Below are 23,032 nucleotides of genomic sequence, written 5' to 3'. Positions count from 1 at the left end.
CCGCTCCTCCCGCTGCTCCCGCTCCCCCTCCCGCCGCCGCTCCCGCTCCCGCGTGGGACGCCGCGCCGAGCGCCACCCCGGCCGCACCGGCCGCTGGCTATCCGGCTGCGGGTTACCCAGCGCCCGAGGCGCCCGTCTACCCGCAGCCCCAGCCCACTCCGCCCGGACGCGTGCTCTCGATCGTCGGTCTCGTGCTGGCCTTCCTGGTGGCTCCCGTCGGCCTCATCATCAGCATCGTGGCGGCCGTGAAGCTCGGCAAGGCCAAGCAGCCGAAGGGTCTCGCCATCGCCGGCATCATCGTCGGCGCGCTCGTCACCATCTTCTGGATCATCCTCGTGGTCATCCTCGTCGCGGTGGCGGCAAGCCTCGTCGGGATGTGCGGAGAGCTCGGCGCCGGAGTATGGGAAGTCAACGGCGTCACCTACACCTGCGGTTGATCCGCACCTGACGCGAACAGCGAGAGGGACCGGATGCGCATCGCATCCGGTCCCTCTCGCTGTGTCGGTGTCGACTACTTCTTGTAGTTCGGAGCCTCGACCACGATCTGCACGTCGTGCGGGTGCGACTCCTTGAGCCCCGCCGAGGTGATGCGTACGAACTTGCCGCGCGTCTTGAGCTCTTCGATCGTGCGCGCACCCACGTAGAACATCGACTGCCGCAGGCCGCCGACCAGCTGATACGCCACGGCGGCGAGGGGTCCGCGGTACGGCACCTGTCCCTCGATGCCCTCGGGGATGAGCTTGTCGTCGCTGGGGACGTCGGCCTGGAAGTAGCGGTCCTTGGAGTATGAGGTCTGCTTGCCGCGGGTCTGCATCGCACCGAGCGAGCCCATGCCCCGGTACTGCTTGAACTGCTTGCCGGACTGGAAGACGATCTCACCGGGCGACTCGTCGGTACCGGCCAGGAGCGAGCCGAGCATCACGGCGTCAGCACCGGCGACCAGCGCCTTGGCGATGTCGCCCGAGTACTGCAGGCCGCCGTCGGCGATGACCGGGACCCCGGCGGGACGTGCGGCGAGGGAGGCCTCGTAGACCGCGGTGACCTGGGGCACACCGACACCGGCCACGACACGCGTGGTGCAGATGGATCCGGGACCGACACCGACCTTGACCGCGTCGACGCCGGCATCGATCAGCGCCTGTGCGCCTTCACGGGTCGCGACGTTGCCGCCGATGATGTCGATGTGCTCGAACGACGCGTCGGCCTTCAGTCGGCGGACGATGTCGATGACGCCCTGGGACTGGCCGTTCGCGGTGTCGACGACGAGCACGTCGACCCCTGCATCGCGCAGCGCCTCTGCACGCTCCCAGGCGTCGCCGAAGAAGCCGATCGCCGCACCGACGCGCAGTCGACCCTGATCGTCCTTGGTGGCGAGCGGATACTTCTCGCTCTTGTCGAAGTCCTTGATGGTGATGAGACCGGCGAGCTTGCCCTCGTCGTCGATCAGCGGCAGCTTCTCGACGCGGTGCTTCGCGAACAGCGCGATGACCTCGCCTGCAGCGACGCCGACCCGAGCCGTGACGAGGTTCTCGCTCGTCATGACGTCTTTGACGAACGTCGTCTGGCGCTCGAAGCCCGAGACGAAGCGCATGTCGCGGTTCGTGATGATGCCGACCAGCTTGCCCTCGTCATCCACGACGGGAAGACCCGAGATGCGGTACTTCGCACAGAGGTTGTCGACCTCTTCGACCGTCGCGTCCTGCGTCGTCGTGATCGGGTCGGTGATCATGCCGGACTCGCTGCGCTTCACGCGGTCGACGTGCGCGGCCTGGTCGGCGATGGCGAGGTTGCGGTGCAGGATTCCGATGCCGCCCTCACGAGCCATCGCGATCGCCATGCGCGACTCGGTGACGGTGTCCATCGCACTCGAGAGCAGCGGAGTGGCGACCGAGATACGCCGGGTGATGCGCGAAGACGTGTCGGCTTCGCTGGGGATGACGTCTGTGTGCCCGGGGAGCAGCAGCACGTCATCGTACGTCAGTCCGACGAAGCCGAAGGGATCGTGCTGTTCCATGGATTCTCCTTCTGCGCGAGTCGCGCATGTCCGAGTGCGAGGGGGGTGGTCGACGTCGGCCGGTGCGGGGCCTCGGCCCGTATGAAGATTCTAAGCGAGACACGCCCGAGAACATTCCCAGAAGCCCGTCGTTACCGGACTGTTGACACGGACCGTAGGTGAATCGCCGATCGCGCATTACGCTCAAATGCGTCGTCCATCCCTGCGGTCGAACCCGACACCGCAGAGACACAGCACTCATAGTGGAGGTTGCGTGGGACCCACAACAATCGTCGTGCAGCGAAAGCGCCCCTGGGTGGTCGCGCTGCTCGCTATCCTCATGGCGCTCACCGCGTTCGTGTTCCTGCCCCCCTCATCGGCTTCGGCCGAGACGACGGACGACGGACAGGAGGTCACAGAGTTCTACCTCGCCGGTGTCGTCACCTTCGATGATCAACCCGTCGAAGGCGTGGTCATGTCCATCGATGGCAAGGGCTTCAAGGGCGAGACCGAGACGGACGCCGAGGGCAAATGGCGTCTCTACGTGCCCGAGAAGGCGAAGTACACCCTGACGGTCGACGAGTCGACCCTTCCCGACGGCGTCATCGTCGACGCGTCACTCCTGCCACCGGGGACGCAGCCGATCTCCGGCACGACGGCCTCCTTCGAGGTCGAGTTCGGTCTCACCGGAACCAAGATCATGAATCTGTTCCTCGGTGAGGGCGAGCGGGTCACCGTCTCCTTCATCGACCAGCTGCTCTCGCGGCTGGTCGGCGGCCTGAACTTCGGCCTGCTGCTGGCGCTCGCCTCGATGGGTGCAGCATTGATCTACGGCACCACGCGGCTGTCGAACTTCGCGCACGCCGAGATGGTGACGTGGGGCGGATTGGTCGCGCTCGTCACGACCACGTTCTGGCACCTCCCGCTCTGGGTCGGCATCGCCGCGGCCGTGATCGGCGGCGGGCTGTTCGGCTGGGCGCTCGATGCGGGCCTCTGGCGTCCGCTGCGAAGGCGCGGCCTCGGGGTGGTGCAGCTGATGATCGTCAGCATCGGGCTCTCGCTCGCGCTGCGCTACGTCTTCCAGTTCATGATCGGCGGCGGCACCTACCAGCTGCCCGGCGCCAGTCCGACGCCCATCCAGTTCGGACCGATCTCGCTGTCCTACATCGACATCATCGCCATGAGCGTGAGCATCGTCGTCATCATCGCTGTCGCCTTCTTCCTCACTCGAACCCGCATCGGCAAGGCGACCCGCGCGATCTCCGACAACCCGCAGCTCGCTGCGGCATCCGGTATCGACGTCGACAAGGTCATCCGGTACGTCTGGATCCTCGCCGGCACTCTCGCCGCGATCTCCGGTGTGCTCTGGGGCTACTTCCGCCCGGGCGTGAAGTGGGACATGGGTATGCAGATGCTGCTGCTGATCTTCGCCGCCATCACGCTCGGTGGCCTCGGTACGGCCTTCGGCGCTCTCGTCGGCTCTCTCATCGTCGGTATCGCGGTCGAGGTCTCGACGCTGTGGATCCCGTCGGACCTGAAGTACGCGAGCGCGCTCGTCGTGCTCATCGTCATCCTCCTCGTGAGACCGCAGGGTCTGCTCGGACGCAGGGAAAGGTTGGGCTGATCGCCATGGACTTCGGAAGCATCTTCTCCAACACGGCCGTCTACCTCTTCAGCCCGGTCACCATCGCCTACGCGCTCGCGGCGACCGGTCTCGCCGTGCACTTCGGATACGCCGGCCTGCTCAACTTCGGCATGGCCGCGTTCATGGCGATCGGCGGCTACGGCTACGCCATCTCGGTGCTCAGCTTCGGCCTGCCCTGGTGGATCGGCATGCTCATCGGATTGCTGGGAGGCGCGTTCTTCGCCGTCCTCCTCGGCATTCCGACGCTGCGCCTGCGCGCCGACTATCTCGCCATCGCGACGATCGCCGCCGGCGAGATCGTGAGACTGCTGTTCACGACGCAGCTCTTCGACGAGTTCACGAATTCGGCCGACGGGCTCGCGCAGTACAACGGCGGATTCCGCGACGCGAACCCCATCCCCCCGGGCACATACGGGTTCGGGCCGTGGATGTACAGTGCGAACGACCTGTGGAACCGCGTGTTCGGCGTGATCGTCCTCGCCGTCGCCATCCTGCTGGTGTGGGCGCTGATGCGCAGCCCGTGGGGGCGAGTCCTCAAGGGCATCCGCGAAGATGAGGACGCCGTGCGCTCGCTCGGCAAGAACGTCTTCGCCTACAAGATGCAGGCGCTCGTCGTCGGTGGTGTGATCGGCGCGGCCGGCGGGATCATCTTCGTCCTCCCCTCGGCGGTCGTCCCCGGCAGCTATTCGACGTCGCTGACGTTCTTCCTGTGGACGATCCTCCTTCTCGGTGGCGCCGCCACGGTGTTCGGACCCACGCTCGGTGCCGTGCTCTTCTGGGTCGTGTTCGCCTTCATGGCCAACCTGCTCCCATCCCTGGCGAAAGCGGGCCTCCTGCCGATGTCCGACAGCCAGGCGTCGACGCTCGTCTTCGTCTTCGTCGGCGTCGCCCTGATGCTGCTCGTGATCTTCCGCCCGCAGGGAATCCTCGGAGACAAGAGGGAGATGACCTTTGTCAAGTGAACTGACCCCAGAATCGGTCCCCGCGTCCGGCGACGCGATGGTGACCGCCGCACCCGCGACGGGAAGCATCCGACGCCCGAAGACGACCGGCCTCACGAAAGGCGAGGTGAAGCCGGGCGTCGCCAAGGTCGATCCGATCCTCATCGTCGATGCCGTCCAGCGCCGCTTCGGCGGTCTGACCGCCGTCGACGTCGACCACGTCGAAGTGCCTCGGGGTGCGATCACCGCGCTGATCGGCCCGAACGGAGCGGGAAAGACCACTCTCTTCAACCTGCTCTGCGGATTCGACAAGCCCAACAGCGGAACCTGGTCGTTCGACGGCCACAGCCTCTCCGGCGTCCCTTCCTTCAAGGTGGCCAGGATGGGGCAGGTCCGCACTTTCCAGCTGACCAAGTCGCTCTCGCTGCTCACGGTCCTCGAGAACATGAAGCTCGGCGCTCCTCACCAGCGTGGCGAAGGCTTCTGGGCCAGCCTGTTCCCGTTCCTGTGGCGGGCGCAGGACACCGAGATCGAGGGCAAGGCGCGAGAACTGCTCGCACGCTTCAAGCTCGACGCGAAGGAGAAGGACTTCGCCGCATCGCTGTCCGGCGGTCAGCGCAAACTCCTCGAGATGGCGCGAGCGCTGATGAGCGATCCGACGCTGGTGATGCTCGACGAGCCCATGGCCGGCGTCAACCCCGCCCTCACGCAGTCGCTGCTCGACCACATCCTCGACCTCAAGGAGCAGGGGATGACCGTGCTGTTCGTCGAGCACGACATGCACATGGTCCGCCACATCGCCGACTGGGTGATCGTGATGGCCGAAGGACGCGTCGTCGCGGAGGGGCCTCCCGACGAGGTCATGGAGAACCCCGCGGTCGTGGACGCCTATCTGGGCGCGCACCAGGATCTCGACCTGGGAGCCGTCACCGGACGCATCCCGGTGCTCGAGGATGCCACCGCGATCCGCCTCCGCGAGAAGATCGAAGCAGAAGCCGAGGCCGAGCTCGAAGCGAGCGATACGGACCCCGGCACCGACGGGAAGGGCGCCGCATGAGCGCGGAAACGCCGACGAACGCATCACAGGCCCCCTCACCCGACGACATCGTGGTCGAGCTGAAGGACGTGCACGCCGGGTACCTCCCGGGCGTGAACATCCTCAACGGCGCGAACCTCGTCGCCCGTCAGGGTGAGCTGATCGGCATCATCGGTCCGAACGGCGCCGGTAAGTCGACTCTCCTCAAGGCGATCTTCGGACTGGTCAACGTGCGAAGCGGCGACATCACGGTGAAAGGCGAGAGCATCGTCGGTCTGAAAGCCGACAAGCTCGTCCGGCGCGGGGTGGCCTTCGTGCCGCAGACGAACAACGTGTTCCCGTCGCTCTCGATCGAGGAGAACCTGCAGATGGGGCTCTATCAGAACCCCAAGATCTACCCGGAGCGGCTCGAGTTCGTCACCGGCATCTTCGCCGAGCTGGGCAAGCGCCTCAAACAGCGCGCCGGGTCTCTCTCCGGCGGTGAGCGCCAGATGGTCGCCATGTCGCGCGCGCTGATGATGGACCCATCGGTGCTGCTCCTCGACGAGCCGTCTGCCGGCCTCTCCCCCGTGCGTCAGGACGATGCGTTCATCCGGGTCTCCGACATCAACAAGGCCGGCGTCACGACGATCATGGTGGAGCAGAACGCCCGCCGCTGCCTGCAGATCTGCGACCGCGGCTACGTGCTCGATCAGGGTAAGGACGCCCACGAAGGCACCGGCCGGGATCTGCTGAACGACCCGAAGGTGATCGGTCTCTACCTCGGAACGCTCGGTACCGACGCGGCCTGAGCCGCGCAGTCAGCACCCACGACAAAGGCCCCGGATCAGATCCGGGGCCTTCGTCTTGTGATCCTGAGATCAGTTGGTGCGGGTGATCATGTTGTCGGCACCGTACTTGTAGATACCGATCGAGGCACCCTGGGGGTCGCCTGCCTCATCGAACGTGATGTCGCCGGAGTACCCGTTGTAGTCGGCCACGCCGCCGTCGTTGATGATCTTGGCGCACTCGGCGAAGGTGGTGCACTCCTTGCCGTCGCCGGAACCGCCCGACACTTCCTGCATCTTGCCGGCGATGTCCGTGCCGGTGGTGGAACCGGCCGCGAGCGAGGCGAGCGCCACGAGGATGACGGCGTCGTAGGCCTCAGCCGCGTAGGTGAAGTCCTTGACCTCGGGGTTGCCCTCACCGGTCCAGTAGGCCTGGAGTCGGTCGGTGAAGTCATCTGCGAGTGCCGGACCGGCCTTGGTTCCCTGCGCGCCTTCGAGCGAGACCGGGATCTCGGTGCCGTAGTCGGACAGGTTGCCGTCGACCATGTAGAACTTGTCGGCGGAGATGCCGGCGTTCACCAGCAGCGGCGCGATGGTCTTGAACTGATCGAACGACACGATCGCGACAGCGTCGGGGTTCTGAGCCTTGATGGACTCGACCTGCGCGTCGAACTGCGCATCACCGACGTTGAACGAGACCGACTCGACGACCTCGCCACCGGTGCCCTCGAACGTCGACGTGATCGCGTCGTTCAGGCCGGTGCCGTAGGCGTCGTTCTGGTAGATGATCCCGAGCGTCTTGGCGCCGTCCTCGGCGATCAGGTTGCCGAGCACCTCACCCTGGAGCAGGTCGCTGGGGGCGGTACGGAAGTACAGGCCGTTGTCGTCCCACGTGGTGAAGTCGGGCGACGTGTTCGAGGCCGAGATCTGCAGGATCCCCGCACTCACGTTGCCGTCGAGGATGAGCTTGGAGACACCGGATGCGGCGGCTCCGACGATGGCGGAGACGCCGGCGCCCTGCAGCTTCGTGATCGAGGTCTCGTAGGCCTTGGTGTCGGTGTCGCCCTCGTCTTCGGCCGTCAGGTCGATGGTGACTCCGGCGGCAGCGTCGTTGACCTCCTGCACCGCGAGTCCGACACCGGACTCCATGGGCGGTCCGAGGAACGCCAGCGAACCCGTCTGCGGAAGCAGCGATCCGAGCTTGAGCGTCAGGTCGGCAGCTGGCTTGTCGCTGCCGCCGTTCTCCGAGCTCGGCGTGCTGCTGCAGCCGGCGATGACGATGGCGGATGCACTGATCAGTGCGATCCCGGCGAAGACCTTCGCTGTGCGCGAGCCCTTCAATGCGTTCAGGATGCTCCCTTGCGTAACTGAACGTGGATTGTGACCACAATCGGGTGCTCTAACACTAGGCCGTGAGGTCTGCGCGCAGGGGTCGCAAGTATCTCGGTGCGTTAACGATCCGACACCGGGTTTCCGCGCTGGTGAGCCTCGGGATCAGACCGCGGCGACCTGCGGGATCCTGCGCCCGCGACGCGCATTGAGCAGCAGATCGACGACGAAGACCGCGATCGCGATCCACACGATGATGAAGCCCGCCCAGCGCTCGGCCGGCATCGGCTCATGCAGGACCAGCAGGCCGATGAGGAACTGCATCACCGGGGTGATGAACTGGATCATCCCGATCACGGTGAGGTTGATCCGGCGGGTGCCGGCTGCGAAGAGGAGCAGGGGCACGGCGGTCGCGACGCCGGCGAAGGCGAGCAGCAGGGCGTGCGTCCACCCGTTCGTTCCCATCGTGATTCCGGTGGTCTGCGCGACGACGATCAGCTGAACCACCGCGATCGGGATCAGCCAGAACGATTCGAGGGTCAGGCCGCTGACCGCGTCGACCGCGGGACCGATCTTCTTCTTGATGAGCCCGTACACCCCGAAGGAGGCGGTCAGCGACAAGGCGATCCACGGGACGTCGCCGTACGCGACGACGATCACGACGACCGCGATCGCCGCGATCGCGATGGCCGCCCACTGCAGTCTGCGGATGCGTTCCTTCAGTACGAAGACGCCGAGCAGCACGGTCGTGATCGGGTTGATGAAGTAGCCCAGGCTCGTCTCGATCACGTTGCCGCTGAGTGTCCCGATCAGGAACACCTGCCAGTTGACGTAGATCAGGAGGCCTGCGAGCGCCGTCCACCCCAGCAGTCTCGGCTGGCGGAGGATCACCCCTAGCGCCGCCCAACCACGCATCACCGTGAGCAGCAGAAGACAGAAGACGAACGACAGCAGCACCCGCCACGCCACGACCTCCCAGGGCCCGGTCGGCAGCAGGAGGAGGAAGTAGAGGGGAAGCACACCCCAGAGGAGATAGGCGGCTCCGGCGTACGCGACTCCGGCTGTCTGGGTCGCGCGGGTCGTCTCGGGAGTCACCGCACAACCCTATGCCCGCCCCGAGTGCTCGAACTTCCCGTGCGGTGGGCCCGGCGGAGTTTGGCAGAAAACGGATGGCCGCTGGCGGACGCAGAAGGGGGCTCGGATGCGATGCGCATCCGAGCCCCCTTCGAGGACCATGGCCCTGACCCTTCGAGAAGGGCCGGAAGCCGGGTTCAGCAGATCAGCGGACGACGACCGCGAGGACGTCGCGAGCGGACAGGACGAGGTACTCGTCTGCGCCGAACTTCACCTCGGTGCCACCGTACTTGCTGTACAGGACACGGTCGCCGACGGCGACGTCGATCGGAACGCGGTTGCCGTTGTCGTCGATGCGGCCGGGGCCGACAGCCACGACCTCGCCCTCCTGGGGCTTCTCCTTGGCAGTGTCGGGGATGACCAGGCCACTCGCGGTGGTCTGCTCGGCCTCGACCTGCTGGATGACGATGCGGTCCTCGAGCGGCTTGATGGAAACCGACACGGTCTACCTCTTCTTTCTTGACGCTGACACGAAAGACTTGTTCGCACTCTCAACCCGAGAGTGCTAATCCAGTCTAGGCGCTCCGCTGGCACTCATGCAATGCGAGTGCCAGTGCGCGCCTCGGTTCGCCCCACCGAGCGGGGAATTAGGCTGAGGGCGTGGAGATGTCCGAGCTGCGTGCCCTGCTGACCCCCGCCGGTCTCGAGCTGCTCGATGCGGTCGGGCCGATCGGATCGACCGCCGACGTCGCCAGGGCCGTCTCGCGGCTGCGCGCCGAGGGGCACTCCCCCGAACTGGTCTCCGCGGTCGTCGGGCAAGCTCATCTGCGATCCAAGGCGACGGCGAAGTTCGGACCGTTCGCGGCGCGGATGCTGTTCACTCGCGCGGGCCTCGAGCAGGCGACGAGACTCGGCGTCGCCGCCCGGCATGCGCAGCGGATCCGCAGCGCGGGCCTCACCCGGGTCGCCGATCTGGGCTGCGGCATCGGGGGCGACTCCCTCGCCTTCACCGGAGCAGGACTCGACGTGATGGCCGTCGACGCCGACGAGGTCACCGCAGCGATCGCCGCCTACAACCTGGCTCCGTTCGGGGACAGCGCGGTGGTGCGTCACGGCACCGCAGAAGACGCCCTGCCCGCATCGGAGAGCCCGAGCACCCGCGCGATCTGGATGGATCCGGCCCGACGCACCTCCGGACACAGCGAGACCCGGCGCGTCTCCGCCGACGATTACTCGCCCTCGCTGGAGTGGGCGTTCGACGTCGCGGCCCGCCATCCGACCGGCATCAAGCTCGGACCGGCCCACGACCGCGACACGCTCCCCTCCGACGCCGAGGCGCAGTGGGTGAGCGCCGACGGCAGCGTGGTCGAACTCGTCGTCTGGAGCGGTGTCCTCGCCAGAGAAGGAGTGCGCCGCTCGGCCCTCGTGATCCGCGACGACCGCTCGCACGAACTGACCGCGCCCGCAGATGCCGCCGACGAACCGGTGCGCGAGCTCGGAGCCTTCCTGCACGAGCCGGACGGGGCCGTCATCCGCGCACGCCTGATCGGCGACGTGGCCAGGAGTCTCGACGCCGGAATGCTCGACGAGCACATCGCCTACCTGACATCGGACACGGCGCTGACGAGCCCGTTCGTGCAGTCTTTCCGCGTGCGTGAAACTCTTCCAGCAAGCCCCAAGGCGATCAGTGCCGCACTCAAGGCGCACGGCATCGGACGCCTCGAGATCAAGAAGCGCGGGGTCGATGTGGACCCTGCGACGTTCCGCAAGAAGCTCGTGCTGCGCGGCGACAAGGAGGCGACGCTGATCCTCGCACGAGTGGGCGACAAACGTCTGGCGATCCTCGCCGACCGGGTGCCGGCCGCAGGCTGATCAGCACTCAGCCGCCCGTACCGCGCCCCGGTGGCTCGACCTCGATCGGATCACCGGGAGGGGCCTCCACGAGAACGGAATCCCCCGGCGTGACGCTGAGTTGCGCAGGCGCTGCGGTGACGACCAGGTACGGGGTCTGCCACCTCGTGAACCTCGCCTCGAGCATCGACGAACCGACCACCGCACCGTCGGCTACGCCGACGTCGTCGACCCGGGTCCCGATCCCGGACTCCAACGCCGCGGCGAGGGGCATGCACGTCGTCTGGTCACGGGCATCGACGATGAGGCACTTCTCGATATCGCCCTGATCCGAGAACCTGTCGCCGATCCATACGGGCGCCGAACGGAAGTAGCCGAGGATCGCGATCGAGAAGGCGAATCCCTCGTCGGCGAGCTCTTCTGCACGAGCACGCTCCTCGCCCGCGAACTGTGAGGACGACGTGGGTGACATCGTCCATCGCTGCAGAGCGACCATGGGCTCACCCGCCGTCGAGACGAGCATCGTGGCACCCACACCCTCCATGCCGGAAGGGTCATCGTCCGAGTCGTCGCGTGCGATGGGGAACGACACGTTCAGTCCCCGCCCGACGTCACCGCCTCTGAGGCAGCTCGACTGCGATTGTTCGCCGACATCGAGGATCAGACACACGAAGGTGGCATCGTCTTTGGTGGCATACCAGGCCAGGGCGTTCTCGTCGCGGGCGACTGCACGGAGCGAGCCGGGATCGAAGTCGGCCGCGGCGAGCACGTCACGGCGCTCCTGCTGCGCCGCCGTCAGCACGATACCGTCGGCGCGCGGCGCGAACAGCGCCCATCCGGTGATGACGCCGGTGGCCAGAAGCAGCACGGCGAGCACGGACACGCCCACCCGATACTGCCGCAGGGCACGACGGATGGTGCTCCGTGCGTTCGACGTCGCCGGCACGGGATCAGCCGCCTGTGCGAACGCCTGCTCGTCATCCTCCCCCTGATCCGGGGCATCATCGTGCGGGGACTCCGGCCGCTCGTCTGCGGAATCCTCGCTCGACGATGGGGACTCCGCTGGCGTCGACAGCGATCGGTACCGGTCTTCGAGTTCGCGCAGCCGCTTCATCTCGTGGTCCGCCATGAGGCCATCACGGCTGTAGGCCTTGCGCTGGAGCGCCCGCAGCTCGTCGGCGTCACTCTCTGGCAGCATCGTCGGCACCTCCCACACGCGTGACCATCAGAGACGAGCTCCCGTTGCTCGCGGTCGGAAGCTCGAGGCGGGTGACGTCGCCGCTCTCGTCGTCGACCACGTTCAGCACCAGCGTGGCGCTCTGCTCCTGCATCGTGAGCGCGTCGGCGCAGACCCGCGGGAACTGCTCATCGGAGCCGTCGTAGATGAGGCAGGTCTGGAAGCCCTTGACCTCCATCCCCGTCCACACAGGCACCTCACCGTCGTAGCCGATGACCCAGAGCGAGTTGATCTCGAACCCCTGCGCCGCGATCCGCTTCGCCTTCTCCGCCTCTTCGGCGTTCGCATACATCACACCATTGGTGGTGCCGGGGCCGTATTCTTCCGTGCGGGCGGCGACGGCAGGTTCGCCGGATGCGGTGAACATCATCTGCACGTTGAGCTCACGTCTGACCTCGTCGCTCGATTCCAGAGTGACTGCTCCGAACAGACCCGTCTTCTCGACCGTCTCGGTGAGCTCGCAGTTGGGCAGCGCCGACGCGGATTTCGCCACGAGCAGGCACGTCCTCTCGCCGTCGTCTTTGGTCGCCGTCCAGATCACCGCTCCCTGCTCGACCGCGAGGGCGCGCACGGATCCCTGGTCGTAGAGGTCTCCGGCGAGCAGAGCGCCCTGCCACTCCTGCTGCTGTGCGGACAGAGCGACCGGAGCAGGACCAGACCTGCCGAAGAGCATCCATCCGACCCCTGCACCGACCACCACCAACGCCGCGGCTACGAGCACGGCCGGGCGCCAGTGCGCGCGCAGCAGAGAGCGTACGGTCTCCACGGGATCGCGTGTGTCTCCCCCGGCTGTCGACGAACCGGCATCCGCGGCGGCGAACGACTCAGCAGCATCGTCCTGCCGATGCTCTGCCTCAACGCCGCGGAGTTCGCCGGCCCCTTCGCCGGGCAGCCGTGCCGTGGCCGGCGACGACGCGACATCGAGCGGTGTCGCCGAGTCGAGCGGTGTCGTCGTGTCGACGGACGCAGCGGCAGGCACGAACCGACGCCCCTCGAGGTCGTCCAGCCTGAGTGCTTCTGCCTCGGTGAGCGCCGCGTCCCGGCCGTAGGCCCGCGCCTGCAGGGAGCGCAGTTCCTCGACCTCGTCGGCACCCAGCATCGCGTCAGCCGAGCCTCTCGAACTGCATGCCTGCCCAGACCAGCCACCCCAGGCTGTACACGGTGGCGCAGAGCCCGAGCACGAGGGCCCAGCGCGCGATCGCCCGGCTCTCAACGGGGCGACGCAGCGACATGATCGCGGCGATGACCGCGACGACGGCGACCGGGATCCCCCAGCCGACGAAGAACGAAGCTCCGAGTGCCACGATCGCGGCGAGCAGGGCCCACGGTGCGAGCCTGGTGTCATCGATCTGGGCGGCTCCCGTCGACGGCTCCCACTCGGTCTCATCCGGAGCATCGATGTCGGGCCCGCTCGCCACCACCGGTTCGATGCCGACGGGGCCGGTCGGCAGCCTGGTGTAGCCGTCGCGGCGGGCGCCCGGGAGTCGCGCCGACCCTGCCGGGTGCTCGACCTCGTCGCTGGGGCGTTCGATGCGCGCCGACGGCGTCGTCGAGTCCTTCGCGTCGGCGAAACCTGGGGCGTCGCTCATGCCGGCACCGCCTCGGCGATCTGGATCTCGGTCACCGGGAGGGTCGAGTCCGCACCGAACGCCAGCGTCGATGGACGGCGGCCCGACGAGATCAACTCAGATGCGAGTGCCGCGATCATCGCGCCGTTGTCGGTGCACAGCGACAACGGCGGGATGCGCACCGTGACACCCGCTGCTTCGGCTCGTTCGAGAGCGACCTCGCGCAGACGCCGGTTCGCGATCACTCCTCCGCCCAGCAGCAGTCGCGGGACACCGAGGTCGGCGCAGGCGGCGAGCGCCTTCGTGACGAGCACGTCGACGACGGCCTCACGGAAGCTCGCGGCGACATCGGCGACCGGGACATCGATGCCGTCGGCCTCGCACCGCTCGACCCAGCGGGCGACAGCCGTCTTCAACCCGGAGAACGAGAAGTCGTAGCGGTGCTTCGCCAGGTCTGACGCGCGGGAGAGTCCCCGCGGGAACCGGATCGCGTTCGGGTCGCCGTCAAGAGCCGCACGGTCGATCTCCGGACCACCCGGATACGGCAGCGACAGGAGGCGGGCGACCTTGTCGAAGGCCTCTCCCGCCGCATCGTCCATCGTCTCGCCCAGCAGCTCGACGTCGGTGGTGAGATCGCGCACGTGCAGCAGCGAGGTGTGCCCGCCCGACACGAGCAGCGCGATGGTCGGGTATTCGAGAGGAGCGGAGTCGGCGGTGAGGATGTCGGCAGCGATGTGCCCGACGAGGTGATTCACCGCGTAGAGCGGCTTGTCGATCGAGACGGCCAGTCCCTTCGCCGCTCCGACTCCGACCATCAGAGCGCCCGCGAGTCCTGGACCACTCGTGACGGCGACCGCATCGAGGTCGCCGAGGCGCACACCGGCCTCGGCGAGCGCGGCGTCGATCGAGGGTTGCAGCGCCTCGAGATGCGCGCGTGCGGCGACCTCCGGCACGACCCCGCCGTACCTGGCGTGCTCGTCCATGCTCGACGCGATGGTGTTCGAGAGCAGGGTGCGTCCGCGGACGATGCCGATGCCCGTCTCGTCGCAACTCGTCTCGATACCGAGGACCAGTGGTTCGCTCATGCGGTCGTCTCCTCGGCGGTTGTGGCGGATGCCGGGTGACGGCGCAGCTCCAGGCGCATCACGATCGCATCGACGTCGTCCGGCTGATAGTAGTGCGGACGACGCGCGAGCTCCTCGAACCCCTCGGCGAGGTAGAGCCCCTCGGCGGAGGGATTGTCGGCTCGGACCTCGAGGAACACCTCACGCGCGCCACGCTCCACGGCCGCCGAGAGTAACGCGCGAAGAAGTGCCCTGCCCCTCCCCTGCCCCCGGTGCTCGGCGAGGAGGGCGATGGTCTGGATGTCGGCATCGGCGCTGCCGCGAAGGGTGCGCACCCCGCCGTATCCGATCACGACGCCGTCGTGCTCGTCCACGAGATATCGGCCGTGCGGGCTCTGCAACTCGGCCGACATGGTCTCGGAGCTCCAGGCATCCGTGGGGAACGACCGCGTCTCGATGGCCATGATCGCGTCGAGGTCTTCGGGCGTCGCGTCGCGGAGAGTCATGTCCCCACCTTCTTCGGCGCACCGGGAAGGGTCACATCGGGGTGGCGCATGTAGAGGGGTTCATCGCCCGTGAGCGTGCGGCCCGCAGCGAGCGCCCGTGCTCCCACCCGCGCCAGGTCCGATGCGGACAGCGTCGTCACGTCGATGCGGCGGATGCCGTCGAGATGCGCGTCGGCATCCACAGCCCGCACCAGGACGGTCTCGGCGACGACAACCGGGATCCCGTCCGCATCGACACCGTCGAAGACCGTGATCGCGACTTCACGGCGGCGCGCGTCGGTGACGATCGCGAACGGCGTCGTCTCGGTCTCGAGCATCGTGAGTGCTGCCGCGAAGTGGCTGGGGACGGGGATGACCGGGAGCCCGCGTCCGAGCGCGAAGGCGCGTGCCGTGGCGATGCCGATCCGCAGCCCGGTGAAGGGACCGGGGCCCATGCCTGCGACGACATGTGTGACGTCGCCGTCACCCGCCTCCTGGAGCGCATCGACGAGCAGGTCGCCGATCACCTCGGCGTGGCCGAGGGGGTCGGCGGCGCCGACTTCGGCCCGTCGTGCCCCGTCGGCATCGATGAGGGCGACAGCCGTGCCCAGAGAAGTGTCGACGGCAAGGATCACGACTCCAGATTAGCCGTCGTCACGCTGGGAAAGCGGTCAGCGCCGGCCCGGGCCGCGTATCAGCCGAGCGGAGCGCGCAGGGGGTAGTCCTGGTCCTCGAGGATCACCTGCGAGGCGGCTCCCGTCGTGCGGTTGACGATCACGGGAGCCAGCAGGTTCACGCTCACACCATCGGCTGCGGGGTGGGCGACCACGAGGATCAGCGCGTCTTCGGCCGATCCGAGCGCCAATCCGCCGGCCTGCTCGTCGGTGAGGATCGGCGCGTACTCGCTCAGCACCGAACTCGGGTCGATGAGGTACAGGCGCAGGTCGGCGTCGTCGACAGCCCGCATCGCGAACAGGCCGTCCGCACCGTCGATCGGCGCGAGGGCGAAGTCGACATGCGGCGCGAAGCCGGGCGGCGGCGCGAGGAAGGTCAGCGCGACGGTCATCGCAGGAAGTCCATGAGCGAGGGCTGGAGGACGCGCGCGTTCACGGCGAGCGCCGAGCGGTACACGAGCTCCTGCGCCTGCAGGCGCACGAGCACCTCGATCGAATCGACGTCCTCGACCGCGACTCTGCGGGATTCGAGGGACACGGAATTCTGCACTGCCGCCTCCTTGGCGCGTTCGATCTGAGATTGCCGGGTGCCGACCGAACCCTGCACTCCCAGCATGGCAGTTCGACGGCTGTCGATCTCTGCCAGCCGGGGACCGACGTTCGTGCCGGAGCGAAGGTCGGCTACGATCTTGTCGACGAGGGCGAACACCGAATCATCTCCGGTGCCGTAGACGGCGGCGCCGTCGGTGTCGACACGCACCGATGCCGCGTCGGACACCCGCCGGGAGACTTCCGCCCCCGGCACACCGCTGTGGCTGTAGTCCGCGGCGAACGCGGCCGTGTCAGAGGTCCCGGCGAACACCGAGCGGCCGAGCAGCCGGGTGTTGGCCTGGGAGAGCAGCTCTTTGCGGATGCCCTCGAGCTCGACGGCCAGGGCCTCTTTTGCCGTGGCGTCGAGAGCGCCGTCGTTCGCGCCCTGAGCCGTCAGGTCGCGCACCCTCCCCAGCAGAGCAGTGCTCGCGGTGATGGCGCTGTCGGCCGCGGTGACCCAGGCCAGTCCGTCGTCGATGTTGCGCGCATACTGCTCGATGCGGCGCTGCTCCGAATGCAGAGCCATGGCGGTGGCCGCGGCCGCCGGATCCTCGGAAGGGGTGGCGAAAGCACGCTGAGACGTCGCCTGCTCCTGCAGACGCGCCAGCTCGGTGAGGTTTGACTGCAGCTGGCGCATCGCCGTCTGCGTCATGGACGATGACGTCACTCGAGAGATCACGGTGCTCCTTCGATCAGCGTCCGACGAGACCCGTGCGGTTGATGAGCACGTCGAGCGCCTCATCCACCGCGGTCATCACGCGGGCTGCGGCCTGATAGGCGGTCTGGTAGGTGAGCAGGCTGATGGTCTCCTCGTCGCCGTCGACGGCGGCGACCGACTGCTGCGCCCCGACCGCGGCGACCGCGGCGGAGTCCGAGAGCTTGGCGCGCTGCACATCGGCGGCCGTCGCGACCCCGAACCGGGTGACCTGATCCGACCACAGCGCATCCGGAGAACCGGCACGACGGCCGATCTGGGAGATCAAGTCGGCGTTCGTCGCATCCAGCGCACCCGACCCGGGCGCTGCGAGCGCCAGCTCGGAGGCCGATCCGACAGCGACCGTCAAGCCGAGCGCTGCGGATCCGGTGGTGGGGAGGGTGAAGAAGTCGCCGCCGGCCTGGCCGGTGGAGGTGACGCCCGCCCGGTGCTGCGTGTTCATCGCCTCGGCCAGGGCCGTCGCCACCTTGTCGTAGGTCGCCGCGAGACCGGCGAGCATGCCGCCATCGGCTGCGGGGGCGAGGACCGAGAGTGAAGCACCCAGCTCGCCGCCGTCGATCGAGACGGGAAGGTCGGGTGCGGAGGCCCAGGAGAGGCTGAAGCGCTGACCGGAGTCGATCGAGGCCGGCCCCGTCAGCACGAGGTGGCGGGAATCGGAACCGGCGACCAGCGCATTGCCGCCGAGCCGGACGGTCATCGTGCCGTCGCTCTCGATCGTCGCCGCGGCCCCGGACATCCTGGCCACGTTCTGCGCGAGGAGACTCCGCTGGTCCATCAGCTCGTTCGCCGAGCGGCCGGACGCGAGGGCGTCACGGATCTCGCCGTTGAGCACGGCGATCTGGTCGGCGGTCGCATTCACCTGTGAGACGGTGCGATCGGCGGAGTCACGCGCGTTGCTCCACTGGGTGGCGACGTTGCGGTACCCGCCGGCGATGTGGGAGGCGAGCTCCTTGGCTGATTCCAGGATGCTGGATGCCGCGGCCCCCGAGTCCGGAGTGTTCGCGAGGTCCTGCCATCCGGACCAGAACTTCGACAGCCTGGCGGCCAGTCCGTTCGCGGTGGGCTCGGCAAGTGAGGCCTCGATCGTGGTCGCGGCCACCGCCCGCGTGGACCAGTAGCCCGACGCACCGAGTGCGTCGCGGACCCTGGCGTCGAGCAGAGCGTCACCGAGGCGGGCCACGCCGTCGATCGAGACGCCGTGCCCCGGCAGGGCTCCGACGCTGAACCGGCCGGTCTGCGCGACGGCTGAGACGGCTGAGGTCATCACGCGCTGGCGGGTGTATCCCTCGGTCTTCTGGTTGGCGATGTTCTGCCCCACCACGTCCATGCCGCGGCGAGCGGCTGCCAGCCCACTGGCCGCCGTGTTCAATCCACTGAAGGTCGACATGATCCCCTCTCGGTCACATCTCGGTATCGATGATGCGCGCTGCGTCGTCGCGGGCGCGGTCGCCCTTGGTCGTGTATTCGCCGGTGTCGTGTCCGAGCGCGGCGATCGTCTCCTGGGTGGCGCGGAGCACTCCGCTGAGCTGCTCTGCGTTGGCGTCGCGCATCTGCTCGACCTCGGCGGCGAGCCTCGTGAGCGCGCGCATGTGGTCTGCGAACACCTCCTGCCACGCGCCTTCCGGCGCGTGCTCGATCAGCTCGCGGATCGTCGCCGTCTCGGGAGCTCCCCACTCCTCGGCGACGGTCGCGACCTCGACGGTGCGGGCGAGTCCCGCGCCACGCAGCCGGTCGAGCACCTGGTCGATCTCACGCGCGGCAAACTGTATCCACTGGGATCGTCCGGCTGCGAGAAGCAGCTGCTGTTCGTCGAGCTTGAAGAGCAGCATCTCGAGCAGTTCGCGCTCGCGCCACAGCTGTATCGATAGTTCGTTGGCTCCCATGATCCCCTTTTCCCCAGTGATCGCCCCGCCTGACAACGCGGCCAAAGGTCACTATCGGCCAGCGCTTGGCTAACGTTACTATGTGGAACGGCGATGGATAGTTCTCCCCATGTACAAATTACGACCTATGTGATATGTGCATCTATTCATCTCCTTGGAACTCCCGGAGTGCATCCAGAGAGGTGGATCATCCCCCATGTCGTCGCGCGCTGAGCGCAATCTGCTCGTCGAGAGCAACCTCCCCCTGGTCGGATACCTCGCCGCCGAAACCCACGCCCGTGCAACCCACATCCCCCGCGACGAGCTCGCCGCCGTCGGAGCGCTCGCGCTCGTGACGGCCGCCGATGCCTTCGACCCCGCACTGGGCGTCCCGTTCGGCGCCTACGCACGCCGCCGCATCCTCGGTGCGTTCGCCGATGAGATGCGCTCGATGGATTGGGCTTCCCGCGGCATCCGCAAGCGCATCAAGGAGACGGTGGCGGTTCGCGAGACCCTCACCGCCGGACTCGGCCGGACGGCGACAGCCACCGAGGTCGCCACCGCGATGGGCGTGACGAAGGAGGTCGTCCTCGAGGCGTTCGGGGATGCCGCGCGAACCGTGACCACACTCGAAGATCCCGGCGCACGCGACGTGGCGGCCGAGATCCCGCTTCCCGAGGAGTCGGCGCTCGTCGGCGAGCGGCGCGAGGTGCTCGAGCAGGCCGTCGGCGCACTCCCCGAGCGCATGCGCCGGATCGTGCAGGCGGTGTACTTCGACGAGCGACCGGTCAAGGAGATCGCCGAGGAGCTCGGCGTGACCCACTCCGCGGTGTCGCAGCAGCGCTCGGAGGCGATCCGATTGCTGCGCGATGCTCTGGATCGATACTTCGCGGAAGGCGCAGCCCCCGTCACCACGACGCGCGTCTCCCCCGCAGCCCGCGATGCGTACTTCTCCCGGATCGCGGATGCGAGCAGCTCCCGGATCGCAGATGTCTTCCGGGAATCGACGCCCGCCTGACCGCTATCACCGCCCGCTCTGCTAACGGGCGCGTTCCCTCCGCCGATAGGTGTGGACGGGAGACCACGGATGGTCTCCCGCACAACAACATTCACGGAGGAGAACCCTTATGGGTATGCAGATCAGCACGAACGTGTCGGCACTCAACGCCTACCGCAACCTGTCCAACACGCAGAACGACCTGTCGAAGTCGCTCGAGAAGCTGTCCAGCGGATTCCGCATCAACCGCGCAGCCGACGACGCTGCAGGCCTCGCGATCTCCGAGGGCCTGCGTTCGCAGGTCAACGGCCTGAACGTCGCGGCCCGCAACGCCCAGGACGGCATCTCGGTCATCCAGACCGCGGAAGGCGCCCTGACCGAGGTCCACTCGATCCTGCAGCGCGTTCGCGACCTGACCGCTCAGGGTGCGAACGACTCGAACAACGCGAAGTCGCGCGACGCGATCCAGAAGGAGATCAACACCCTCGGTGATGAGCTCACCCGGATCGCCGGCAGCACGAACTTCAACGGCATCAAGCTGCTCTCGGGCGGCGACACGCTGACGTTCCAGGTCGGTGCGGGCTCCGTCGCCGCTGAGGACCAGATCTCGGTCGCCCTGACCGACTTCGCCACCCTCGGCGCCGACATCAAGACGCTCGCGGCGACCATGACGGACGCTGCGACGTACGGAACCGCGCTCGCGGGCATCGACACGCAGATCCAGGCGGTCTCGACCGCACGCGCCGGCTACGGTGCGCTGCAGAACCGCTTCGAGTCGACCATCAACAGCCTCAACGTGTCGGCGGAGAACCTCGCCGCTGCCGAGAGCCGTATCCGCGACACCGACATGGCGTCCGAGATGGTCAAGTTCACGTCGAAGAACATCCTGTCCCAGGCAGGTACGGCGATGCTGGCCCAGGCCAACCAGGCCAACCAGGGCGTGCTCCAGCTCCTGCGCTGAACCACGTCATAGGGTCCGGGCGCCCACCGGCGCCCGGGCCCTGTCCGCTCCCGACTCGGAAAGGCGACCATGTCTCTCTCGCTCGACGGCCTCGTGTCCGGCCTGAAGACCACAGAGGTCATCAAGGCCCTGATGGAGGTGCACGCCATCCCCCGCTCGCTCCTCAAGGCGAAGATGGATGACAAGAACGGCATCGTCTCCCAGCTGCAGACCCTCAACACCGCGGTCCAGAACCTCGCCACCGCCGCCGAGAAGGCAGCCTCGCGCGACGGATTGGCCCGCTTCACGACCTCCTCGTCGTCGCCCACCGTCACCGTCGCCACGCGAACGGGCGCCACTGCACTCGCAGCCGACATCGTCGTCGACAAGGTCGCCAAGAACCACACCATCGTCTCCGCCGCTTCGAAGGGCTGGCCGGTCGACCCGCCGGTGATCACCCTCCAGAATGCGAAGGGCGAGCGCGTGCAGGTCACGGCCGACTCCACCTCGATGCAGGATGTCGCCCAGGCCGTCAACGAAGCAGGCTTCGGCATCGTCGCCACCGCCGTGCCCGCCGGGCGCGACGCCGACGGCAACATGACGCACCGTCTGCAGCTGCGCGCGGCCGACTCCGGCGAGGCAGGACAGTTCCACGCCTACCGCGGCGACCTCTCCGCCGTCGAGGCCGGCACCGCATCCGACCTCTCCACCGAAGCCGGAGCGGCCGTGATCGACGTGGGCAGCAACGCCCAGCTGCGGCTGTGGGCCGGCACGAGCGCGGAGCAGGTGCTGACCTCATCGAGCAACACCTTCACCGATCTGTTCGACGGCGTCGACGTCACCGTCTCCGCCGCATCAGCCACCCCGGTCACGATCGGCGTCGCCGTCGACACCGCGGCACGCACCAAGGCCTCAGCCGACTTCATCGCCGCGGTGAAGGACATCCTGACTCGCATCGACAACGGATCGAAGGCGACCGTGGCGGCGAACCAGGGCGAGAAGACGAAACTCGGCGTCTTCACCGGCGACAGTGCGATCCGGGGCCTCCGCAACGCCCTCGCCGACGCCGTGCAGCACCCGGTCGACGGGGTCTCCCCCTCATCCATCGGCATCTCCTCCGACATGTACGGCGTGATGAGCTTCGACGAGGAGAAGTTCGCCGAAGCCCTCGCGAAGGATCCTGACGCGGTAGCCGGACTCTTCTCCGACATCGCCTCACGTGTGCAGGACACCGCCAAGGTCTACTCCGACAAGTACGAGGGTCTGCTCACCACACGCATCACCGGGCAGCAGAGCGAGGTCAAGGGCCTCGGCGAGCAGATGGAGCGCTGGGACGTGCGCCTCGCACAGCGCAAGGCCTCGCTCGAGCGCACCTATGCCCGCCTCGAGGTGATGCTGTCGCAGATGCAGTCGCAGTCGTCGTACCTCACCTCGCAGATCGCCGCCCTGCCGGGCTCGAGCTCAGGGAAGTGAGCATGAACGCCGCACTCCGCGCCCAGCAGCGCTACCGCGAGGATGCCGTCCTCTCGGCACCGCCCGAGCGTCTGGTGACGATGCTCTACGACCGCCTCCTGCTCGACATCGAACGCGGTGAGAACGCGCAGCGGGCCGAGGACTGGGTGGAGGCGAACGCGCAGCTGCAGCACGCGCAGGCGATCGTCTCCGAGCTGTCGTCGTCGCTGACCGACGACTGGAACGGCAGCGCCGGCCTGCGCTCCCTGTACGTGTTCCTCTCGCAGACGCTCATCGGCGCCAACATCGGTCGCGACCCCGAGCGCACGCACGCGTGCCACGAGATCATCTCCCCGCTGCGGGACGCCTGGCACGAAGCCGCACGGACCGTGGCCGAGGCGCGGTCGTGAGCGTCGCCGAATGGACCCTGATGCTCGATCGACTCGAGAGAGACGCTGAGCGGATCCTCGCCTCAGCGCCGGGCACCGCCGATATCGACGACATCGCACCGTGGATGCCGCCGGCCACATCGCTTCCGCCCGCACTCGCCGACCGGGCGCGACAGGTGGTCGAGCTCCAGCGTTCGGCGATGGAGCGCACCAGGGCCGATCTCGACGGCCTCAAGCAGCACCTCGGCGCCGTGAGTCGCATCCCGAGCACCCGGCGGCCGGAAGAGCCCGCCTACCTCGACGTCGACGGGTGAGACCGCTCTCTAACATCGCGGATCCTCCTGCCGATAGAGCAGTGAGAGCACGGATGGCTCGCAAGACTCGGCCATGGATCGGCCACACCAGCCACACACGGGGAGCCG

The 23,032-nt window shown here is 67.7% G+C and carries 25 protein-coding genes; 11 read left to right on the top strand and 14 right to left on the bottom strand.

Translation table 11 applies throughout. From position 1 onward, the window contains the following. The coding region (locus CQ040_RS20665) for a hypothetical protein (protein WP_181157660.1) at nucleotides 1–437 on the top strand (437 nt) is incomplete at its 5' end. A gap of 74 nt (nucleotides 438–511) precedes the next feature. Here the strand turns inward: CQ040_RS20665 and guaB are convergent. Beyond that, the gene (gene guaB / locus CQ040_RS09370; RefSeq protein ID WP_105527637.1) at nucleotides 512–2,014 is read right to left on the bottom strand and encodes an IMP dehydrogenase; all 1,503 of its coding nucleotides are present in this window, start codon (nucleotides 2,012–2,014) and stop codon (nucleotides 512–514) included. A 319-nt stretch (nucleotides 2,015–2,333) separates the two neighbouring features. Here guaB and CQ040_RS09365 point away from each other — a divergent pair, with 319 nt between their 5' ends. From CQ040_RS09365 to CQ040_RS09350, 4 genes are read left to right on the top strand one after another with little or no spacing between them, the layout of a single operon-like run. Beyond that, nucleotides 2,334–3,617: a branched-chain amino acid ABC transporter permease gene (locus CQ040_RS09365; protein WP_258131232.1), complete on the top strand. Its 1,284-nt coding sequence runs from the start codon at nucleotides 2,334–2,336 to the stop codon at nucleotides 3,615–3,617. 5 nt (nucleotides 3,618–3,622) lie between these two features. Then, on the top strand, nucleotides 3,623–4,600 hold the full coding sequence (locus CQ040_RS09360; RefSeq protein ID WP_028502316.1) for a branched-chain amino acid ABC transporter permease: 978 nt from the start codon (nucleotides 3,623–3,625) through the stop codon (nucleotides 4,598–4,600). A gap of 37 nt (nucleotides 4,601–4,637) precedes the next feature. Then, entirely contained in the window at nucleotides 4,638–5,636 is a 999-nt protein-coding gene (locus tag CQ040_RS09355; protein WP_105527635.1) for an ABC transporter ATP-binding protein, read from the top strand. Then, nucleotides 5,633–6,406, top strand: a complete 774-nt coding sequence (locus CQ040_RS09350; RefSeq protein ID WP_105527634.1) for an ABC transporter ATP-binding protein — start codon at nucleotides 5,633–5,635, stop codon at nucleotides 6,404–6,406. The genes CQ040_RS09355 and CQ040_RS09350 overlap by 4 nt, the downstream gene beginning before the upstream one ends. A gap of 69 nt (nucleotides 6,407–6,475) precedes the next feature. Here the strand turns inward: CQ040_RS09350 and CQ040_RS09345 are convergent, their stop codons facing one another. The 3 genes from CQ040_RS09345 to groES form a co-directional block, all read right to left on the bottom strand. After that, nucleotides 6,476–7,732, bottom strand: coding sequence for an ABC transporter substrate-binding protein (locus tag CQ040_RS09345; protein ID WP_105527633.1), 1,257 nt, complete (start codon nucleotides 7,730–7,732; stop codon nucleotides 6,476–6,478). Between the two features lie 144 nt (nucleotides 7,733–7,876). Further along, on the bottom strand, nucleotides 7,877–8,806 hold the full coding sequence (gene rarD, locus CQ040_RS09340) for an EamA family transporter RarD (RefSeq protein WP_028502312.1): 930 nt from the start codon (nucleotides 8,804–8,806) through the stop codon (nucleotides 7,877–7,879). A gap of 184 nt (nucleotides 8,807–8,990) precedes the next feature. Beyond that, entirely contained in the window at nucleotides 8,991–9,287 is a 297-nt protein-coding gene (groES, locus tag CQ040_RS09335) for a co-chaperone GroES (protein WP_028502311.1), read from the bottom strand. Between the two features lie 164 nt (nucleotides 9,288–9,451). Here groES and CQ040_RS09330 point away from each other — a divergent pair, with 164 nt between their 5' ends. Beyond that, the gene (locus tag CQ040_RS09330; RefSeq protein WP_374954139.1) at nucleotides 9,452–10,657 is read left to right on the top strand and encodes an SAM-dependent methyltransferase; all 1,206 of its coding nucleotides are present in this window, start codon (nucleotides 9,452–9,454) and stop codon (nucleotides 10,655–10,657) included. Nucleotides 10,658–10,664: 7 nt separating this feature from the next. Here CQ040_RS09330 and CQ040_RS09325 read toward each other — a convergent pair whose 3' ends face one another. From CQ040_RS09325 to CQ040_RS09280, 10 genes are read right to left on the bottom strand one after another with little or no spacing between them, the layout of a single operon-like run. After that, entirely contained in the window at nucleotides 10,665–11,834 is a 1,170-nt protein-coding gene (locus tag CQ040_RS09325) for a hypothetical protein (protein ID WP_146113913.1), read from the bottom strand. Continuing rightward, nucleotides 11,818–12,972, bottom strand: a complete 1,155-nt coding sequence (locus tag CQ040_RS09320) for a hypothetical protein (protein WP_105527630.1) — start codon at nucleotides 12,970–12,972, stop codon at nucleotides 11,818–11,820. Before CQ040_RS09320 ends, CQ040_RS09325 begins: the two co-directional genes overlap by 17 nt. A 4-nt stretch (nucleotides 12,973–12,976) precedes the next feature. Further along, nucleotides 12,977–13,462 carry a hypothetical protein gene (locus tag CQ040_RS09315; protein ID WP_105527629.1) on the bottom strand — a complete coding sequence of 162 codons (486 nt, stop codon included), beginning with the start codon at nucleotides 13,460–13,462 and terminating at the stop codon, nucleotides 12,977–12,979. Further along, nucleotides 13,459–14,526 (bottom strand): tRNA (adenosine(37)-N6)-threonylcarbamoyltransferase complex transferase subunit TsaD, encoded by a 1,068-nt coding sequence (gene tsaD, locus CQ040_RS09310; RefSeq protein WP_105527628.1) that lies wholly within the window; start codon nucleotides 14,524–14,526, stop codon nucleotides 13,459–13,461. The genes CQ040_RS09315 and tsaD overlap by 4 nt, the downstream gene beginning before the upstream one ends. After that, on the bottom strand, nucleotides 14,523–15,011 hold the full coding sequence (gene rimI, locus CQ040_RS09305) for a ribosomal protein S18-alanine N-acetyltransferase (protein ID WP_105527627.1): 489 nt from the start codon (nucleotides 15,009–15,011) through the stop codon (nucleotides 14,523–14,525). Before rimI ends, tsaD begins: the two co-directional genes overlap by 4 nt. After that, nucleotides 15,008–15,625, bottom strand: a complete 618-nt coding sequence (tsaB, locus tag CQ040_RS09300; protein ID WP_105527626.1) for a tRNA (adenosine(37)-N6)-threonylcarbamoyltransferase complex dimerization subunit type 1 TsaB — start codon at nucleotides 15,623–15,625, stop codon at nucleotides 15,008–15,010. The genes rimI and tsaB overlap by 4 nt, the downstream gene beginning before the upstream one ends. Before the next feature lie 59 nt (nucleotides 15,626–15,684). Next, the gene (locus CQ040_RS09295) at nucleotides 15,685–16,056 is read right to left on the bottom strand and encodes a flagellar assembly protein FliW (RefSeq protein WP_028502303.1); all 372 of its coding nucleotides are present in this window, start codon (nucleotides 16,054–16,056) and stop codon (nucleotides 15,685–15,687) included. Then, on the bottom strand, nucleotides 16,053–16,934 hold the full coding sequence (locus tag CQ040_RS09290) for a flagellin (protein ID WP_105527625.1): 882 nt from the start codon (nucleotides 16,932–16,934) through the stop codon (nucleotides 16,053–16,055). The genes CQ040_RS09295 and CQ040_RS09290 overlap by 4 nt, the downstream gene beginning before the upstream one ends. A gap of 13 nt (nucleotides 16,935–16,947) precedes the next feature. Continuing rightward, nucleotides 16,948–18,357 (bottom strand): flagellar hook-associated protein FlgK, encoded by a 1,410-nt coding sequence (gene flgK / locus CQ040_RS09285; RefSeq protein WP_105527624.1) that lies wholly within the window; start codon nucleotides 18,355–18,357, stop codon nucleotides 16,948–16,950. A 13-nt stretch (nucleotides 18,358–18,370) separates the two neighbouring features. Next, the gene (locus CQ040_RS09280) at nucleotides 18,371–18,853 is read right to left on the bottom strand and encodes a flagellar protein FlgN (protein WP_105527623.1); all 483 of its coding nucleotides are present in this window, start codon (nucleotides 18,851–18,853) and stop codon (nucleotides 18,371–18,373) included. A gap of 196 nt (nucleotides 18,854–19,049) precedes the next feature. Here CQ040_RS09280 and CQ040_RS09275 point away from each other — a divergent pair, with 196 nt between their 5' ends. From CQ040_RS09275 to CQ040_RS09255, 5 genes are all read left to right on the top strand, one after another. Further along, entirely contained in the window at nucleotides 19,050–19,850 is an 801-nt protein-coding gene (locus CQ040_RS09275) for a sigma-70 family RNA polymerase sigma factor (protein ID WP_105527622.1), read from the top strand. Nucleotides 19,851–19,959: 109 nt separating this feature from the next. Then, nucleotides 19,960–20,790, top strand: coding sequence for a flagellin (locus CQ040_RS09270; RefSeq protein ID WP_021198928.1), 831 nt, complete (start codon nucleotides 19,960–19,962; stop codon nucleotides 20,788–20,790). A gap of 69 nt (nucleotides 20,791–20,859) precedes the next feature. After that, nucleotides 20,860–22,242 (top strand): flagellar filament capping protein FliD, encoded by a 1,383-nt coding sequence (gene fliD / locus CQ040_RS09265; protein WP_105527621.1) that lies wholly within the window; start codon nucleotides 20,860–20,862, stop codon nucleotides 22,240–22,242. A gap of 2 nt (nucleotides 22,243–22,244) precedes the next feature. Further along, nucleotides 22,245–22,631, top strand: a complete 387-nt coding sequence (fliS, locus tag CQ040_RS09260; protein ID WP_105527620.1) for a flagellar export chaperone FliS — start codon at nucleotides 22,245–22,247, stop codon at nucleotides 22,629–22,631. Then, nucleotides 22,628–22,924: a hypothetical protein gene (locus CQ040_RS09255; RefSeq protein WP_105527619.1), complete on the top strand. Its 297-nt coding sequence runs from the start codon at nucleotides 22,628–22,630 to the stop codon at nucleotides 22,922–22,924. Before fliS ends, CQ040_RS09255 begins: the two co-directional genes overlap by 4 nt. The last annotated feature ends 108 nt before the right edge of the window (nucleotides 22,925–23,032 follow it).

Source organism: Microbacterium sp. MYb54, assembly GCF_002979515.1.
GTDB lineage: Bacteria > Actinomycetota > Actinomycetes > Actinomycetales > Microbacteriaceae > Microbacterium.
This window is presented reverse-complemented; position numbering and strand designations above follow the sequence as displayed.

Coding starts and splice junctions, on each gene's coding strand:
- guaB (WP_105527637.1), bottom strand. CDS start 2,014: ATGGAACAGCACGATCCCTTCGGCTTCGTCGGACTGACGTACGATGAC.
- CQ040_RS09365 (WP_258131232.1), top strand. CDS start 2,334: ATGGCGCTCACCGCGTTCGTGTTCCTGCCCCCCTCATCGGCTTCGGCC.
- CQ040_RS09360 (WP_028502316.1), top strand. CDS start 3,623: ATGGACTTCGGAAGCATCTTCTCCAACACGGCCGTCTACCTCTTCAGC.
- CQ040_RS09355 (WP_105527635.1), top strand. CDS start 4,638: ATGGTGACCGCCGCACCCGCGACGGGAAGCATCCGACGCCCGAAGACG.
- CQ040_RS09350 (WP_105527634.1), top strand. CDS start 5,633: ATGAGCGCGGAAACGCCGACGAACGCATCACAGGCCCCCTCACCCGAC.
- CQ040_RS09330 (WP_374954139.1), top strand. CDS start 9,452: ATGTCCGAGCTGCGTGCCCTGCTGACCCCCGCCGGTCTCGAGCTGCTC.
- CQ040_RS09325 (WP_146113913.1), bottom strand. CDS start 11,834: ATGCTGCCAGAGAGTGACGCCGACGAGCTGCGGGCGCTCCAGCGCAAG.
- CQ040_RS09320 (WP_105527630.1), bottom strand. CDS start 12,972: ATGCTGGGTGCCGACGAGGTCGAGGAACTGCGCTCCCTGCAGGCGCGG.
- CQ040_RS09315 (WP_105527629.1), bottom strand. CDS start 13,462: ATGAGCGACGCCCCAGGTTTCGCCGACGCGAAGGACTCGACGACGCCG.
- tsaD (WP_105527628.1), bottom strand. CDS start 14,526: ATGAGCGAACCACTGGTCCTCGGTATCGAGACGAGTTGCGACGAGACG.
- rimI (WP_105527627.1), bottom strand. CDS start 15,011: ATGACTCTCCGCGACGCGACGCCCGAAGACCTCGACGCGATCATGGCC.
- CQ040_RS09295 (WP_028502303.1), bottom strand. CDS start 16,056: ATGACCGTCGCGCTGACCTTCCTCGCGCCGCCGCCCGGCTTCGCGCCG.
- flgK (WP_105527624.1), bottom strand. CDS start 18,357: ATGTCGACCTTCAGTGGATTGAACACGGCGGCCAGTGGGCTGGCAGCC.
- CQ040_RS09280 (WP_105527623.1), bottom strand. CDS start 18,853: ATGGGAGCCAACGAACTATCGATACAGCTGTGGCGCGAGCGCGAACTG.
- CQ040_RS09275 (WP_105527622.1), top strand. CDS start 19,050: ATGTCGTCGCGCGCTGAGCGCAATCTGCTCGTCGAGAGCAACCTCCCC.
- CQ040_RS09270 (WP_021198928.1), top strand. CDS start 19,960: ATGGGTATGCAGATCAGCACGAACGTGTCGGCACTCAACGCCTACCGC.
- fliD (WP_105527621.1), top strand. CDS start 20,860: ATGTCTCTCTCGCTCGACGGCCTCGTGTCCGGCCTGAAGACCACAGAG.
- fliS (WP_105527620.1), top strand. CDS start 22,245: ATGAACGCCGCACTCCGCGCCCAGCAGCGCTACCGCGAGGATGCCGTC.